Below are 16,068 nucleotides of genomic sequence, written 5' to 3'. Positions count from 1 at the left end.
CATAAAACCGCAAAATTGAGTAAACAAATTAAATATATACTTAAAGAAAAAATACCTTTAAGGAGATAATATGGACTTTATAAAAATTTATAGTGACATACTTAAAAAAAATATGGATAAACCAGAGAAGGTCTCAAAACTTTTGAAACTTGGATACAATGCAGAGTATTTAAATTTAAAATTCATGGGGGATAAAGACCTTCCAAAATCCCTAAGATATTTAGCAAAACTTTGTATGAAATTTACTTTAGAACCTATGAGAGATCCTGAAAATACAGCCTTTGTAAATGTGTTTACACCAACAGAATTTTTACACGCATTTGATATTCACCCACAATTAATTGAGGCATACTCATCCTATATTTCAGGGACAAAATGTGAGGATGCATTCATAAATATAGCTGAATCTTATGGTATTTCAGACAGTTTATGTTCTTATCATAAAACTTTCATTGGTGGTGCTCTTAGTAATGTAATAAAAAAACCTAAATTTGCTATTACTACTTCGACTGCTTGTGATGGTAATGTAAATACATTTAGATGTGTTTCAGAAATATATGAAATTGATAAATTTATTATAGATGTTCCTTATGAGTATTCTAGAGATGCAGAAGAGTATGTAGAGGAACAATTACATGAAATGGTTACTTTCATTGAGGATAATACTAAAAAGAAATTAGATGAAGATAAGCTTTCACGTATTATCTTAAATGAAAATAAATCAATTGATTACTATACAAAATATTTAGAAATTTTAAAAACTAAATATTTCCCAAATACGCTAACATCAGAAATGTTTAAAGTGTTTACAACACATCCTGGGATGGGAAGAGAAGATACCCTTAAGTTTTATAAGATGCTTTTAGATGATATAAAGGCATATCCACAGAAAGAAGCAAAAAAGAGACTTTTATGGGTACATCTATTACCCTTTTATAGTGAATCTATAAAAAAGTATTTAGATTTAAATGAGGATTATCAACTTTTAATGTCTGATATGAATGGAGATTATATGCATAAGCTAGACGAGAAAAAACCTTATGCATCTATAGCAAAGAAAATAATACTTAATTCATTTAACGGACCCTATGAAAGACGAGGAAATAATATATTAAAACTTGCAAAAGATCTTAATGCAGATGGAGTAATTAATTTCTGTCACTTTGGTTGCAAACAGTCTAGTGGGGGCTCTTTAATACTTAAAGACATTCTTGATGAAAACAATATACCGCTTCTAAGTATAGATGGAGATGCAGTTGATAGAAGAAATAGTCAAGAAGGACAAAATAAAACTAGATTGGATGCTTTCTTTGAAATAATTAATAACTAAAGGAGAAAATTTAATATGATAGCTTGTATGTGTAAATATAGTCCTTTTGCCATCTTTGATGGATTTGGAGAAGAGGGATTTATAATAGATAGTGAAATTGATAGATTTGATAAATCAGAAACATTGATTCATCCGAATATGTGTTCTTATAGTAAGGCGCTTTTAGATGTTTTCATAGATAAAAAAATAGATAAAGTATTATTAATAAATTGTTGTGATTCAATAAGGAGACTTAAAGATACATTAGAAAAAATACCTTCAATAAAGTTTGTATATATGATGGATTTACCAAGGAAAAATAGTTGTTGTTCTAAAGAGATGTATAAGAAGGAACTTATTAAGTTTATTAATGAATACGAAAAGGTTAGTGGTAAGAAGTTTGATTTAAATAAGTTTAATGAAGGGCTGTATAAATATGTAGAGAAAGAAGAACGAAAAGATACGCCATATATTCAAGTGTTAGGTGCTAAAGTTTCAAAAGATTTTTTTAGGAAGATTGAAGATAATTTAGATTACAAATTAGTAAATGAAACTTGTTCAAAAGAACATTATATTAATGAAATTAAAAACTTTAATGACTTAGATGATGCTATGAATTGGTACTCAAATGAGGTATTAGGATATACCCCTTGCATGAGAATGGCTGATATAAATAATAGAAGAGATTTAACATTAGACCCGAATTTAAAAGGTATAGTATACCACACTTTAAAATTTTGTGATTATTATTCTTTTGAGTATTTAAATCTCCAAAAGGGAGAGATTCCAATTATTAAGGTTGAAACAGACCTTACAAATCAAAGTAATGGTCAAATAAAGACACGTATTGAAGCTTTTAATGAGCAGTTAACTGGAGGAAATATTAAAATGAATAAGGTTATAAATAAAGATAAAATATATGTAATGGGAATAGATAGTGGTTCAACTTCTACTAATATTATAATAGTAGATAAAAATAAAAAAGTATTGAGTAGTATTATAGTAAAAACTGGTGCAAAGAGTATGGATTCTGCAAATAAGGCTTATGAACTGGCATTATGTGAATCTGGATTAGAAAAAGAGGATATATCATTAATTGTAGGTACAGGATATGGAAGGTATAATATTGACTTTGTTGATGAGAATGTTACAGAAATTACATGCCACGGAAAGGGTGCACACTTTTTAAATAATGAAGTTAGAACGATTATTGATATTGGTGGACAAGATAGTAAGGCTATATCATTAGATGAAAAAGGAAATGTTAAAAGTTTTGTTATGAACGATAAATGTGCAGCTGGTACTGGACGGTTTTTAGAGATGATTGCAAAAACTCTAGAAATTTCTCTTGAAGAAATGTCAGAAGAAGGATTGTCTTATAATGAAGATTTAACAATAACAAGTGTATGTTCTGTATTTGCAGAATCAGAAGTTGTATCTTTAATTGCTGACAATAAAGAACGAAGAGATATAATTCATGGAGTTAATAAATCAATTGCAACTAAAACAGTTGGGCTTGTAGATAGAGTAGGAAGAGAAGAAAGATATATGATGACAGGAGGAGTCGCTAAAAATAAAGGCGTAATTAAAGCTATAGAAGATAGATTAAGCAGTAAATTATTCATTGCAAATGAACCTCAAATATGCGGTGCGCTTGGTGCTGCAATTATTGGTCTTGAGATGATATTGGAACAAAACTAATTTTAAATTATAAAAATAACTACACTTTTTAAAGGGTGTGGTTATTATTTTGTCTAAAAGGAAACAATTAGTAGTATAATTGGTCAAGTAGCATAGTTTTATGTTATTATTAAAAAATATATGTTTTAATTTAATTTAAAATATTATAAAATAGGAAGATGTGATTTAAGAAAAATAAATTTTTTTTAGAATTTACGTTTTAAAATAGACAGAGAAGGTGATATTGTGATAAATAACGAGTTTTTACCAATAAGTAAACAAGATATGATAGATAGAGGATGGGAACAGTGTGACTTTGTATTAGTTACAGGAGATGCATATATAGATCATCACAGTTTTGGAACAGCAATAATTTCTAGAGTATTAGAAAATGCAGGATATAAAGTTGGTATCATAGCACAACCAGATTGGCACAACATTGAGGATTTTAAGAAACTTGGAAGACCAAGACTTGGATTCTTAGTTAATGCTGGTAATATGGATTCAATGGTTAACCATTATACTGTAAGTAAAAGATTAAGAGATAAAGATCTTTACTCACCAGGTGGAAAGATGGGGCTAAGACCTGATAGAGCAACTATTGTTTACTGTAACAAGATAAGAGAAGCTTATAAAAATGTAAACATAGTAATCGGAGGAATTGAAGCGAGTCTTAGAAGATTTGCACATTACGATTACTGGGGTAATAATGTAAGAAATTCAATTCTTGTAGATTCAGGAGCAGATCTTCTAGTATACGGAATGAGTGAAAAGCAAATAGTTGAAGTTGCAAATTCTTTAAATGAAGGATTCGAAGCTAAGTATATAAGACATATAAATGGTACTTGCTATATTATTGATTCATTAGATGAAGTATATGGAGACTACATTGTAATGCCATCAAAGGCAGAAGTAACTGAAAATAAAGTTAAATATGCTAAAGCGTTTAAAATACAAGATGAAGAACAAGACCCAGTTCGTGGAAGAATGTTACTTCAAAAGCATAGCGACAAATATGTTGTTATAAATAAACCAGAAATGCCACTTACAAGAGAAGAACTTGATGAAGTATATGGACTTCCATATACTAAAAGTTATCATCCTATATATGAAAAGGATGGAGGAATCCCTGCTATTGAGGAAGTTAAATTCTCTATTGTAAGTTCAAGAGGATGTTTTGGAAACTGTAACTTCTGTGCTATTACTTTCCACCAAGGTAGAGCAGTTCAAAGTAGAAGTGAAGAATCAATATTAGAAGAAGCTAGAGAAATTACAGAACTTAAAGACTTTAAAGGATATATACATGATGTTGGTGGTCCAACTGCAAACTTTAGAAAACCAGCCTGTAAAACTCAGCTTACTATTGGAGCATGTAAACATAAGCAATGTTTAACTCCAAAGCCATGTAAGAACATGGATGTAGACCATACAGAGTATTTACATTTACTTAGAAGTATAAGAAAGATTCCTAAAGTAAAGAAAGCATTTGTACGTTCAGGACTTAGATATGATTATATTATGGCAGACAAAGATGATACATTCTTTAGAGAACTTGTAGAGCATCACGTAAGTGGTCAGCTTAAAGTTGCACCTGAACATGTATCAGCAAACGCATTAAAATATATGGGTAAACCATCAGGACAGACTTATGATAAATTTAGAGAGAAGTTCTTTAAAATAAATAAGCAACTTGGTAAAGAACAGTACTTAATACCATATTTAATGTCAAGTCATCCAGGAAGCGGATTAAAAGAGGCTGTAGAGCTTGCTGAGTACTTGAGAGATACTAAGTATCAACCAGAGCAAGTGCAAGACTTTTATCCAACACCAGGCACACTTTCAACAACAATGTTTTATACAGGGTTTGATCCAATAACAATGGAAGAAATCTATGTACCAAGAACAAAAGAAGAAAAAGCTATGCAAAGAGCGCTTCTTCAATTTAAGAAGCCTCATAATTACAAGTTAGTTCATGAAGCTTTAATGTTAGCTGGAAGAGAGGACTTAATAGGAAATGGTCCTAAATGCTTAATTCAAACACAAGAGACTAGATACTTAGCAAGTCTTCATAGATCTAATAATAAGACTACTACAGGTTATAAGGGTAATAGTCCTTATAAAGGGAAAAAGAAGACTAAAGATACTAAGGAAGCTGATAAGAAGAAAGAAAGAGGCAACCAAAATAAAGGAAGAGGTAAAGCTGGAAATAGAGAGAAATTCTCAGATGATGATCCAAGAAGCAGAGCCCCTAGAAAACAAGCAGATGGCCCAAGATACAAAGGTAAAAAAAGTAGAGGTCCTGCAAGATTAAGACTAAAAAAGAAATAAATTTAATATAATTAAAAGACCATTAAAAGAATAGATTATATTTTCTTTTAATGGTCTTTAATTAAATATAGTCTTTTATAATTTGGAGGGATTTTAGATGACAGAAATATTTATACTAAGTATGGTATTTACATTAGGAACAATTCTTTCTATTGTTGTATTTGGACTTTTAATAGGATGGATAGAGAGTGCGTGCAATACTTTAATATATAGAAGATTTAAGGATAAAGGAATATTAATAACAGGCTTTATTGGAACAACTGTGCATGAATTTGGGCATTTTATAATGTGTAAGGTATTTAGACACAATGTAATTGATGTAAAGTGGTTTTCTACTAGAATTGGAGCGTCTGGAGAACTTGGACATGTAAGGCACTCTTATGAAGAGAGAAGTATATATCAAAGGATAGGGAACTTCTTTATTGGAGTAGCACCAGTTTTAATTGGAACATTAACACTTATATTAAGTTTTAGATTACTTCTACCAAGTAGTTTTAGTGAAATTATAAAACATACTGATTTTAATAATTATTTAAATATGTCAAATAGTTTTAGTATAGAGAATTTTATAGAAACTCTTTCAAGTTCATTATGGCTTATTTTAGAAGAACTCTTTGCTTTTGGAAATTTTGTCGATATAAAATTTTATATATTTATAATAATAGCATTTTCAATAAGCATGCATATGTCACTTAGTAGAGCAGATTTAATAAATTCATTTGATGGAATAGTGTTCATATATGCTGTAAGTTTAATATTAAGCATAATACTTATAATGGTTGGTGTAGACTATAGCATAGTACTCGTTGCTATTATAAAGTTAAATGTTATACTTATAAGTTTCTTATCAATTGGATTACTTTTTTCTGTAATATCTTATATAATTTCAAAATTATTAACTTTAAACTTATAAAAAAAGCCTAAAAATATTTTTTAATATTTTTAGGCTTTTATTTATTTATATTGTAAAAGCATTTAAATCTCTATTATCGTAATCTGAGTGTTTCTTTATTTGTTTTAATAAACGTTTTTTTGATAAGTAAGAACAAACAGTATCAATATGATGAACTGGATCTGTAAACTCACTTTTATTGCAAGAAGCTAAAGCTGTCTTTAAATTATTGTAAGGAACTGAATTGATTAATGAATCAATTTCTTCTGAAGTGAAAGATTCTCCTTTATTAGATAAAAGAAATAAATTAATATCGTCAGCTAATGAATGGAAATTTTGCATATTTGATCACTCCTTAAATAAAGTACTAAAATTTAGCCTTATGTAAATGTTTTCTTTATTTAATTATAGCACTTATAATATTTATTTCAATATATTAAATTATATTTGTTTACAAAAAAATATATTTAAAGATTATAAATTTTATTCAATAAAACATTAATAATACATAAAATAAAGCAATATAAATATTTAAAAGGAAGGAGATTGATTATGGAGTGGTTAAAGGTAGGTTCTGTAGAGGAATTAAAAGCATTAGGTAAATTTATAGAAGTTAAAAGAATTATTGAAGATGATATAAAAGAAATTACATTTAAAAATGATATAAGAGATTTTATAAATATAAATAGTAGCAGTTGGCATGAACTTTATAATAAAATTGAGTTTATAAGAAGGATAGTTTGTGGTATAAATAGAGAATTTAAAGGGGTTACTTGTACGTGTCCGGATTGTTTAGAAGAAGAGAATAATAAAAATAAAGAAGAGTTTTTTAAAAGCGAAGCACATGAATATATTTTTTATTTATTAAAGCTTAATGGAATTGAAAGAGATAGAAAACTTAATATAAAACGATCATATTATGTAGATAATGAAAAAGCATTAAAGTGGTACAGGGAAATTGCAAAAAAAATTCATCCGTCATGTGTTAATGTATATGGGGCAGACAGGGCTATAGTTGAGCTTGCAAAGCTTTACAATGAAATGACTAGTTAGTATTAAAGAATAAAAAGTGTTTGGAAAAGTTATAAAAAAATGATAGACTATAAAAGAAATTATAGAAATTAGTATATATTATTTAGTGAAGGAAATGTAGTAGGAATATAACTTTGAAGGATAAGTAGTTCCTTTGTAAATGAAATATTTTTTATAATTTCAAAAAGGAAAGAAAAATAGTAGTACAGAAGGTGAAGAAATGGCAAGTGGAATTTTTGTAACAGGAACAGACGCATCTGTTGGTAAAACATTTGTATCTTCTTTAATTGTTAAAACTCTTAGAGATGATGGAATTGATGCAGGATACTTTAAGGGCGTATTTAACGGTGGTATAAGTGGAAAATGCGGAAATGTTATACCAAATGACGCAATGAAAGTAAAGGATGTTGCTAATCTTGAGGAGGATTATGAAAATATGGGGTCTTATGCACTTAAGAGTCAATATTCACCGCACTTAGCAGCACGTGTTGAGTCAGTAAACATAAATCTTCAAAAGATTATAGGTGACTATTCAAAGATGAAGGAAAAGTACGAGTTTTTAATTGTAGAGGGAAGTGGCGGTGCTGTTTGTCCTATTAAAATCGAAGGAGATGAAATAATTCTTCTAGAGGATATTATAAAGGATTTAGGCTTATGTACAATATTAGTTGCAAGATCTGGTCTTGGAACAATAAATCATACAATTTTAACTGTAAATTACCTTAGAAGTTCAGGAATAGAAGTTAGAGGTATTATATTAAATGAGTATGATAAAAATGATATAATGCATAAAAATAATAAAGATGTTATAGAACTCTTAACTGGAATCAAAAATATATGTACTATTCCATCTATGAATAATAGCTACATGCCAGATGAGAATATTAGAGAATTAGTTAAGTTTTGTGGTACGAGCTTTAGTTAAAAATCTAATGTAAAAAAATGCGCTATAAAATATACAATATGTATGTTTTATAGCGTGTTTTTTATTATGCTTGGATTTCTTTAATTTCTAGGTTTTCTCTTCTATTATCTAAAGGATTTAAATTAATATGATGAATCTTATCTAAGTTCTCTTCATTCATAATAATACTATCTAAACGGATTCTTCCATTTGGTGTATGTGAAATAACAGCATGCTTATATACTACCCATGTATAATCATCTGTAATTACATTTTTTAAATCTTCTGATGATATTAAAGCTCTAGCTTCTTCGATACCAAACTTATTGTTTAAAATTATAGCAACAGTATCGTTACCTAATTCTTCGTAACTATTTTTGCTGTCTCTTAAAACAAGTTCTAAGTTACACTTTCTGTTATCTAAAGTATCTCCATTAATATGTCTAATTGGAGCTTTAGGACTTATATCAAGTACTATGCTTTCTAAAGATAATACAGCTTTGTCTTTTTTTACTTTAGCAGTATAGTTATTTAAATCTTTATTCCATACAGCAGAGAAGTTACCTGCTTCTTTAACTTTAGCTAAATCTGTTGTATCTATTTTAGCTGTAAGCTTTTCACCATTTTTTTTGAATACTGTAATAAGTACAACGTTATCTTTTACTTCATATATATTTTCTATATTATTGTTATTTTTCAAAATAAACACCTCTTTCGTTCTTTATGACGCACTAATAAGTATAACAGAGGAAAGTAAAAAATGATATACTAAAAATGATATATCAAAAAACTTATTATTTTTTGATATATCATTTAAAAAAATTAACTATTTAATATTGTATTTAAATCATCAATTAGTGCTTTAAGTTTATAAACATCTTTTGGAACAAATACTCTAATACTATCAGTATTTTTTTCTTCACGTTTATTTTTTAAATTGTGAAAATAATTTTTGATTTCTGAAGCTTTCTTTTCACCAAGGAGTTTTTCTTTCTCAGAACTTAAAGTAATTCTGTGAAATTTATCGTCATGTTTGTCTATATCGCAATAATCTTTTATATTTTTCATATAAATCACCTCTATTTATATTTTATCATTAATTTAAGTGATTTGATTAAATATGAAAAATGGTTTACTATAATTTAATAATGTTAAGAATTATGATAATAAAAAATATTATATGCTATAATAAGTATTAGTATTTTATAAGGAGTATGTAAAGCAAATGAGAAATATAAAACTTACACTACAATTCGATGGAACTAGATATAAAGGGTTCCAAAAACAAAACCAAAAAGGAAGCACAGTTTCAACTATCCAAGAAAAACTTGAAAATGTATTAAGTAAAATGACTTCAGTAGAAGAATTACAAGTAATTGGATGCGGAAGAACTGATAGCGGAGTTCATGCTGATAATTATGTAGCAAACTTCCAAACAGAAAGTACTTTAACTAAGGAACAAATTTTAGACTATTTAAATGAATATCTACCAGAAGATATAGTTGTTAAAGAAGTAAAAGATGTAAATGAAAGATTCCATGCAAGATATAATGTTTTATCTAAAACATATGTTTATACAATAGATAACAATAGTTATAAAGATGTATTCGAAAAAAGATATGCATATCATGTAGAAAGAAAACTTGATGTTGAGAATATGAGAAAAGCTGCAAAGTTACTTGTTGGTACACATGATTTTGAAAGTTTCACTAGCCTTAAAGGGAAAAAGAAAAAATCAACAATAAGAACTATAAATGCAATAGATATTAAAGAAGAATCTAATATAATCAAAATAGCTGTAAACGGAAATAGTTTCATGCTTAATATGGTTAGAATAATAGTTGGAACTTTAATTGATGTTGGACTTTCAAAAATTAAAGTAAGTCAAATAAATGGAATACTAGAATCTAAAGATAGAAGTCTTGCAGGTCATAGAGCACCAGCTAATGGACTATGCTTAAAAGAACTTAAATATTAAAAACAAATAATTAAAATACTAAAAAAAGGACTTGTAAGATTAAACTTACAAGTCCTAATTTTTATAAAATATTATTTATCATCTCTATATAAATACTCTCTAGTTAAAGGTAAAGTATTGTTTATTCCTTTTGAATATAAAGTTTGATGAATATCGATTGTCCAATAATGGAAAGCGGCAGCACATGAACATAAATATATATGCCACATTCTTAAAAATCTTTCATCGAACATTTCTCTTTCTTCAGCTAAATGTTCTTCAAAGTTTTTAACCCATTCTTGTAATGTTTTCATGTAATGAAGTCTTAAACTTTCAACATCTAAAACGTGGAAGTTAAGTTCGCTTGCAATATTGATTTCTTCTCTTAAAGTTGGTAAGTATCCACCTGGGAAGATGTAAGTTGTAATCCACTTATTACCTTCAGTTTCAACTAAATTTGTAATGTTATGAAGTAAGAATAAGCCACCTTCTTCAAGAACAGCATCTACATTTTTGTAGAATAGAGGGATATTTGCATGACCAACATGTTCAATCATACCAACACTTACAACTCTATCAAATTTTAAACCTGATTTTTGTAGATCTCTGTAATCCATTAATTTAACTGTAACTAAATCTTCTAAACCTTCTTCTTTAATTCTTTCATTAGCTTTAGCAAATTGTTCTTCACTTAGTGTGATTCCCATAGCTTTTACTTTATAAAGCTTAGCAGCTTCGATTATTAAATAGCCCCATCCACATCCGATATCAAGAAGTGTTTGACCTTCTTTTAAGTTTAATTTTTTTAGTATGTGTGTGATTTTATTCATCTGAGCATCATAAAGCGTATCATTTTCATCTTTAAAATATCCACATGAATAACTCATTGTTTTATCAAGCCATAGGCTATAAAAATCATTTCCTATGTCATAGTGATGAGCAATATCTTTCTTTGATTTTAAAAGTGAAGGAGCTTTAATTTTTCCAGCAAGTTTTAAAAGAATACTGTCATTTAAGAAACTATCTTTATTTCTCATCATGCTTTCAAATATTTCTTGTGGATCTCCTTCAAAGTCTATATCTCCATCCATGTAAGCTTCACCTAAAGCTACGCTTGCATCAGACAATAAGTCTTTTTTATTTGGGAACTTATTAATTATAAGAGTGAATCTAGGGTCTCCGTCTCCAATTTTTATAATTTCTCCGTCCCATAATTTTAAGTTAAATGTTTCGTCTGATAAGTGATTAGCAAAAGCTTTCACTATACTTTTATTCATTTCCATAATTTACACCTCATTTGTTTATGCAATACTATTAGAATTATATACGGTAACTGTTTTTCTCTTAATTCGCATAATTATGCTAGTGGCTTTATATAATTGTATCTAATTAGTTTAAGTTGATAAAAGCTTACGATATCTTAGTATTACTCTAGTTTACTAAATTTGAATAATATTTTAACGGAGGTGATACAAGTACCTGAGTACATTTAAAAGAGTATTGTAAAATATGTATTTTTAAAAAATACATATAATAATTTTATATTAATATTAGGAAAAATTTTAAATAAATATATTTACTTAAATTACATATATAGTAAAATAAAATAAATGTAAAAGATTTTTTTATGAAAAAATAATGAATAAAACAAATAATTAGTTAATAAAACAGTTTATTTACTCATAAACTTTGGTAAATGTATTAATATATGTAGGTATACTAAATTTTAGGGGGAAATTAAATGAAAAAGATATTATCAGTAATTATGGCATCACTTACGCTTGTTACTTTAGTAGCATGTGGAGCTGAAAAACCAGAAGAAGTAGTAAATAGTTTCTACAAGTCATTAAAAGAATATAATATAGAAGAAATTAAAACTGCTGTTGAAGAAAGTAATAGCGAGGAAAAAGCAAGTAATAAAACAACAGAAGAAGAAGTGAATGCCGTTAAAAATGCATGTAAATCTGTTGATGCAAAAGTAGTTGATACAAAAATTGATGGAGACAACGCAACAGTTGATGTAGAAGTAACTGCTATTGATGGAAATGACATAATGAAAAATTATATGCAGTATTCATTAACTACAGCACTTAATGGTGCAGTTTCGGGTGAAACTGATGAGGAACTTGAAAAGAAGTCAAATGAAGAGTTATTAAAACTAGCTAATAATAAAGATGCAAAGAAATCAACTCAAAACTTTACTATTAGATTAGTTAAGAAGGATAATGTATGGAAAATTCAAGATTGGGAAAATGTTATTTTAGAGACATTTAACCTTAAGGATTTTGCTGATTTTGCAAAAGTTTTCCAAGGAAAGTAATAAAAAAATAGTATACAATAATAATACATAATTATAAGGCTATAAAAAGAAAAATTAAAACTTTTTATAGCTTTTTTTATATGAAGCAATATGTAAAAAATATTAAATATGGTAATATATGAGTAAGGGGTGGTGAAATGGGAAATATTAAATTTTACATAAAACTGATAAAAATTGATAAAAAAACATCTGCTGCATATGTATTATCTTTAGCCATGGGATTCTTAATTTTGTTTAATATATTTAATCTATTTTTCTTAGATGGAATTAGACCAGAAGAGAGTGGTGAAAAAATATTTTTTGGAGGGGTTATACTTGTAATAGCTGCCATAATTTTACTTTTAGGATACTATTCTAATTTATTTTTCTTAAGCAGAAGAGGAAAAGAAGTAGGAGTAGAACTTATGAGCGGGCTTAGTTTAGTAGGGTTATCAGTAAGTTTTATTGTACAAAATATAATTTTAAGTGGACTTGCTGCTTTTATAGGTGTGATAGGTGGAGTTATCTTATTACCTATATTTAATGCGTTAGCTTTCAATTTAATCGGTATATCTGGAGATAGATATGCTATTTCTATGGATGGAATCTTTTGTACTGTTTTAGTAATAATAATTCAAATAATGTTTGTTGGTGCTGTTGATGTTGGAGTTGGTCATAGAACAGAGGTATGCAATTTAATAAAAAATTCGAGTAAAGGATATAATCCTAAGAAAAAAGAAACATCTATTTTAAAAACTTTAATATATTTTATCATGTTTATGGCACCAATAATGAGTATATTTTTTATAAATTTTACAAATGAAGGATATGAAGTTATTATTCAAATGACTGCAATTATAGGAGGTATAGGCTTAGCATTCTTTATTAAAGATGGTATACCATGTATCATTGAACTTTATTTAAACAAGATTGGAAGAAAGGATCCAATTAAAGTAATGTATTTAAGAAATCTTAAATATATTATGGAGAAAAGTGCTGTTATAATGATTTGTTTTAGTGTAATAATAATTGCAATAACTGTTGTAATTGGAGGAGCTGGGAATGACATTAGATTTTCAACTGTTAGTACAATTGGATTAAGTTCAACTACAGTGTTACTATCAATAACGATAATATATAAAATCGTAATTGAAGCATTGAATAGGAAAAATTCATTTAAACAGATGTTTTTGTTAGGTTATACTAAGGAGAAAATAGCACAAATAATAGAAAAAGAAGTTCTTATGTACTATTTTATTGTATTTATAATGCCATTTCTACAAGGATTATTTATATTTTATGGATATGTGAAAAGTAGAACTATTAAGGTAGAAATATTACTGACATTAGCTATAGTGATTGTAGTACTTGCTGTCGCAACTTTCTTCATAAGCTACAATGTTTATAAAAAAATAATATTAAATTCAGATGATGTTTTAGGAGGAAGATAGATGAAAGATATAATTGTAACTAAAAATTTATATAAAGAATATTTAATTAATTTTAAGTATGATAAAAATTTAAAGTTAATTTCAGATAAATTAGTTGTATTAAAAGGTATAGACTTTACTATTAAAGAAGGAGAGTTTATAGCTATTATGGGGCCTTCTGGAGCTGGAAAATCTACTTTTATGAATTTGATATCAACAATAGATACACCGTCGAAGGGGAGTGTTATAATTGATGGTAAAAACATAAAAACTCTTAAAGAGAGAGAAGTTGGAGAGCTTAGATATAAAAAAATAGGCTTTGTGTTTCAAGAGTTTAATTTAATAGATGGATTAACAGTAAAAGAAAATATTGCGATTCCACTTACGTTAGCAAATACTTCTTTAGAAGAAATAGATAAAAAAGTATATGAAGTAGCAAAAAGGCTTTCTATTGAAGAATTATTAAATAAATATCCATCACAATGTTCAGGCGGACAAATACAAAGAATCGCAATAAGTAGGGCATTAATTGCGAAACCTAAAATAATCATTGCAGATGAGCCAACAGGTAATTTAGATAGTAAAAATTCTAATAGAGTTATGAAACTTTTTAGAGAATTAAATGAAAATGATGGAATTACAATACTTATGGTTACTCATGATGCTTTGATTGCAAGTTTTGCACATAAAGTTCTTAATATAAAAGATGGAGAAATTGAAAAATCTATTTATAAAAATAATAAAAGTCAAAGGGAGTTTTTTGATGAAATATTAAGAATGTCATCAGAGGAAATTGTATTTGAATAAAAAGATTAATAAAAAGTCTAGAAGTAAATAAGCACTTCTAGACCTTTTTTACATATTAGTTATTGTTTCTATATTTTTCTAATTCATCGTCTAAGCTTGTATTATTTAAAGCTTCGAATTCATCATCTAGAGTTGGTGTTTTTAAATCAGCTAATCCATCAGCATAACTTTCTTCTTTAGATATTTTTCTTTCAATATCATCTAAGTTAATTGAGTTACCTTTTGTTTGAACATTAGCCATTATTTCATTTATTTGTTTAGAAGCATTTGCATTATTAAGTCTTGCGGCAGCTTCATCTCTGTAACTTCTAGTTTTATCAATTTCTTCTTGAAGTTTAATTAAATTTTCTTTAAGCGCTTTTGCTTTTACACTTTGTTCTTCATAAGATTTCTTTAACGTTTCGAACTTTTTATCTTCATCTAATTTTAGTTGAAGAGCTTTTTTTGCTAAATCTTCATTACCTTTATTCATTGCAAGTCTAACTTTGTCATCATAGTCTTTAGAAGCATCCTTAGACCTGTCCATTTCCTTTTGAGTATTTTTTAAATTTCCGAAAATTTGAGCAGATGAAATTTTAGCCTTATTTAAACTTTCTTCCATATCTCTAACTTTTTGATCTAATAACTCAATTGGATTTTCTATATTATCAAGTGCTGAATTAGCTTTTGATTTAAACATATTTGATATTCTATTAAATACACCCATTACTATATCCTCCTTTAGTTTTAGTTTATTATAATACCTAAAATAGATAAAACAATAGTAATTAAAAATAATTTACAAATTATTAATTAAAGAAAAAATAATATATAAGGAAAATTACTATTGCAATAACTGCTAGTGCTAATATTGCTTTAAAAATAAATGAAGTACCACCTAAAAATCCAAATGGAGAAAACCTTGGCATAAATGAAAAACCACGTTTGTTTGAGTTTGAATTTTCTGTCTTACTTGTATCATTATTGGTAGTAGAATTATTGTTTTTATTACTATCAGTATTACTTTGATTATTTTCATTTTTTTTAGTTTGATCATTATACTTATCTGATGTTTTAAATTTTGAACCAGAGTTGCTTTTTGAATTATTATACTTATCAGACGTATTAAATCTTGAGTTCCACTTAGAAGATGTTGAGCTTTTGCTAGTAGATGATGAAATAGTTGTTGTATGTGCTAAACTATGCGTAGATGAAGATTTAAAACCAAATGCATAGGTTGGAATAGTCAATTGAAATAAATTAGTTAAAACAATAGTTAAAACAATAAGTAGTTTTATAATTGACTTTTTTTTAGGATTCATTAATATCCCCCTCTCAAAATGTACTTATATTAAAGTTACTATAAAAATAAGAGATAAATATAAATAATAGATGAATAATAGATGAACAATCCGTATCATTTATTAAAAGTAATATATAACAATTAGAAA

At 27.4% G+C, this 16,068-nt stretch carries 16 protein-coding genes; 10 read left to right on the top strand and 6 right to left on the bottom strand.

All coding sequences use genetic code 11. The features are described from left to right. The first annotated feature begins 70 nt into the window (after positions 1-70). The 4 genes from RSF37_RS01445 (at position 71) to RSF37_RS01430 (ending at position 6,230) form a co-directional block, all read left to right on the top strand. Entirely contained in the window at positions 71-1,330 is a 1,260-nt protein-coding gene (locus RSF37_RS01445) for a 2-hydroxyacyl-CoA dehydratase subunit D (RefSeq protein ID WP_332562596.1), read from the top strand. Between the two features lie 15 nt (positions 1,331-1,345). Beyond that, positions 1,346-3,010 carry an acyl-CoA dehydratase activase gene (locus RSF37_RS01440; protein WP_332562595.1) on the top strand — a complete coding sequence of 555 codons (1,665 nt, stop codon included), beginning with the start codon at positions 1,346-1,348 and terminating at the stop codon, positions 3,008-3,010. Between the two features lie 225 nt (positions 3,011-3,235). Further along, complete coding sequence (locus RSF37_RS01435; RefSeq protein WP_332562594.1) at positions 3,236-5,317, top strand: YgiQ family radical SAM protein; 2,082 nt, start codon at positions 3,236-3,238, stop codon at positions 5,315-5,317. Positions 5,318-5,414: 97 nt separating this feature from the next. Beyond that, entirely contained in the window at positions 5,415-6,230 is an 816-nt protein-coding gene (locus RSF37_RS01430; RefSeq protein WP_332562593.1) for a hypothetical protein, read from the top strand. 45 nt (positions 6,231-6,275) lie between these two features. On the opposite strand, the gene RSF37_RS01425 is transcribed toward RSF37_RS01430, so the two are convergent. Beyond that, positions 6,276-6,551, bottom strand: coding sequence for a hypothetical protein (locus RSF37_RS01425; protein ID WP_332562592.1), 276 nt, complete (start codon positions 6,549-6,551; stop codon positions 6,276-6,278). Positions 6,552-6,761: 210 nt separating this feature from the next. On the opposite strand from RSF37_RS01425, the gene RSF37_RS01420 reads away from it, so the two are divergent. Then, positions 6,762-7,262: a hypothetical protein gene (locus RSF37_RS01420; RefSeq protein WP_332562591.1), complete on the top strand. Its 501-nt coding sequence runs from the start codon at positions 6,762-6,764 to the stop codon at positions 7,260-7,262. 199 nt (positions 7,263-7,461) lie between these two features. After that, positions 7,462-8,166 (top strand): dethiobiotin synthase, encoded by a 705-nt coding sequence (bioD, locus tag RSF37_RS01415; protein ID WP_332562590.1) that lies wholly within the window; start codon positions 7,462-7,464, stop codon positions 8,164-8,166. 64 nt (positions 8,167-8,230) lie between these two features. Here the strand turns inward: bioD and RSF37_RS01410 are convergent, their stop codons facing one another. Both RSF37_RS01410 and RSF37_RS01405 read right to left on the bottom strand, forming a co-directional pair. Further along, entirely contained in the window at positions 8,231-8,845 is a 615-nt protein-coding gene (locus RSF37_RS01410; RefSeq protein WP_332562589.1) for a hypothetical protein, read from the bottom strand. 122 nt (positions 8,846-8,967) lie between these two features. After that, positions 8,968-9,213: a hypothetical protein gene (locus RSF37_RS01405; RefSeq protein ID WP_332562588.1), complete on the bottom strand. Its 246-nt coding sequence runs from the start codon at positions 9,211-9,213 to the stop codon at positions 8,968-8,970. A 157-nt stretch (positions 9,214-9,370) separates the two neighbouring features. On the opposite strand from RSF37_RS01405, the gene truA reads away from it, so the two are divergent. After that, on the top strand, positions 9,371-10,123 hold the full coding sequence (gene truA / locus RSF37_RS01400; RefSeq protein WP_332562587.1) for a tRNA pseudouridine(38-40) synthase TruA: 753 nt from the start codon (positions 9,371-9,373) through the stop codon (positions 10,121-10,123). Between the two features lie 71 nt (positions 10,124-10,194). Here truA and RSF37_RS01395 read toward each other — a convergent pair whose 3' ends face one another. Then, positions 10,195-11,385: a cyclopropane-fatty-acyl-phospholipid synthase family protein gene (locus RSF37_RS01395; RefSeq protein ID WP_332562586.1), complete on the bottom strand. Its 1,191-nt coding sequence runs from the start codon at positions 11,383-11,385 to the stop codon at positions 10,195-10,197. A 458-nt stretch (positions 11,386-11,843) separates the two neighbouring features. Here RSF37_RS01395 and RSF37_RS01390 point away from each other — a divergent pair, with 458 nt between their 5' ends. The 3 genes from RSF37_RS01390 to RSF37_RS01380 all read left to right on the top strand — a co-directional run bounded on the left by RSF37_RS01390 (position 11,844) and on the right by RSF37_RS01380 (position 14,638). Beyond that, complete coding sequence (locus tag RSF37_RS01390) at positions 11,844-12,422, top strand: hypothetical protein (protein ID WP_332562585.1); 579 nt, start codon at positions 11,844-11,846, stop codon at positions 12,420-12,422. A 137-nt stretch (positions 12,423-12,559) separates the two neighbouring features. Then, positions 12,560-13,852, top strand: coding sequence for a hypothetical protein (locus RSF37_RS01385; RefSeq protein WP_332562584.1), 1,293 nt, complete (start codon positions 12,560-12,562; stop codon positions 13,850-13,852). Next, on the top strand, positions 13,853-14,638 hold the full coding sequence (locus RSF37_RS01380) for an ABC transporter ATP-binding protein (RefSeq protein ID WP_332562583.1): 786 nt from the start codon (positions 13,853-13,855) through the stop codon (positions 14,636-14,638). It abuts the gene before it with no gap. Positions 14,639-14,693: 55 nt separating this feature from the next. On the opposite strand, the gene RSF37_RS01375 is transcribed toward RSF37_RS01380, so the two are convergent. Both RSF37_RS01375 and RSF37_RS01370 read right to left on the bottom strand, forming a co-directional pair. After that, on the bottom strand, positions 14,694-15,344 hold the full coding sequence (locus tag RSF37_RS01375; RefSeq protein ID WP_332562582.1) for a PspA/IM30 family protein: 651 nt from the start codon (positions 15,342-15,344) through the stop codon (positions 14,694-14,696). Between the two features lie 82 nt (positions 15,345-15,426). After that, positions 15,427-15,939 carry a hypothetical protein gene (locus tag RSF37_RS01370; RefSeq protein WP_332562581.1) on the bottom strand — a complete coding sequence of 171 codons (513 nt, stop codon included), beginning with the start codon at positions 15,937-15,939 and terminating at the stop codon, positions 15,427-15,429. Positions 15,940-16,068 lie beyond the last annotated feature (129 nt).

Origin of the sequence: Clostridium sp. (assembly GCF_036643715.1) — a bacterium.
Classification (GTDB): Bacteria; Bacillota; Clostridia; order Clostridiales; family Clostridiaceae; genus Clostridium.
The sequence above is the reverse complement of the archived record's forward strand: the minus strand, read 5'-3'. Positions and strand labels throughout refer to the sequence as shown.

Bases quoted from the DNA above. Each gene is read 5' to 3' on its own strand.
- RSF37_RS01385 (WP_332562584.1), top strand. From the start codon at position 12,560: ATGGGAAATATTAAATTTTACATAAAACTGATAAAAATTGATAAAAAA.
- RSF37_RS01440 (WP_332562595.1), top strand. From the start codon at position 1,346: ATGATAGCTTGTATGTGTAAATATAGTCCTTTTGCCATCTTTGATGGA.
- RSF37_RS01425 (WP_332562592.1), bottom strand. From the start codon at position 6,551: ATGCAAAATTTCCATTCATTAGCTGACGATATTAATTTATTTCTTTTA.
- RSF37_RS01380 (WP_332562583.1), top strand. From the start codon at position 13,853: ATGAAAGATATAATTGTAACTAAAAATTTATATAAAGAATATTTAATT.
- RSF37_RS01390 (WP_332562585.1), top strand. From the start codon at position 11,844: ATGAAAAAGATATTATCAGTAATTATGGCATCACTTACGCTTGTTACT.
- RSF37_RS01445 (WP_332562596.1), top strand. From the start codon at position 71: ATGGACTTTATAAAAATTTATAGTGACATACTTAAAAAAAATATGGAT.
- RSF37_RS01395 (WP_332562586.1), bottom strand. From the start codon at position 11,385: ATGGAAATGAATAAAAGTATAGTGAAAGCTTTTGCTAATCACTTATCA.
- RSF37_RS01375 (WP_332562582.1), bottom strand. From the start codon at position 15,344: ATGGGTGTATTTAATAGAATATCAAATATGTTTAAATCAAAAGCTAAT.
- RSF37_RS01405 (WP_332562588.1), bottom strand. From the start codon at position 9,213: ATGAAAAATATAAAAGATTATTGCGATATAGACAAACATGACGATAAA.
- RSF37_RS01370 (WP_332562581.1), bottom strand. From the start codon at position 15,939: ATGAATCCTAAAAAAAAGTCAATTATAAAACTACTTATTGTTTTAACT.
- bioD (WP_332562590.1), top strand. From the start codon at position 7,462: ATGGCAAGTGGAATTTTTGTAACAGGAACAGACGCATCTGTTGGTAAA.
- RSF37_RS01430 (WP_332562593.1), top strand. From the start codon at position 5,415: ATGACAGAAATATTTATACTAAGTATGGTATTTACATTAGGAACAATT.
- RSF37_RS01420 (WP_332562591.1), top strand. From the start codon at position 6,762: ATGGAGTGGTTAAAGGTAGGTTCTGTAGAGGAATTAAAAGCATTAGGT.
- truA (WP_332562587.1), top strand. From the start codon at position 9,371: ATGAGAAATATAAAACTTACACTACAATTCGATGGAACTAGATATAAA.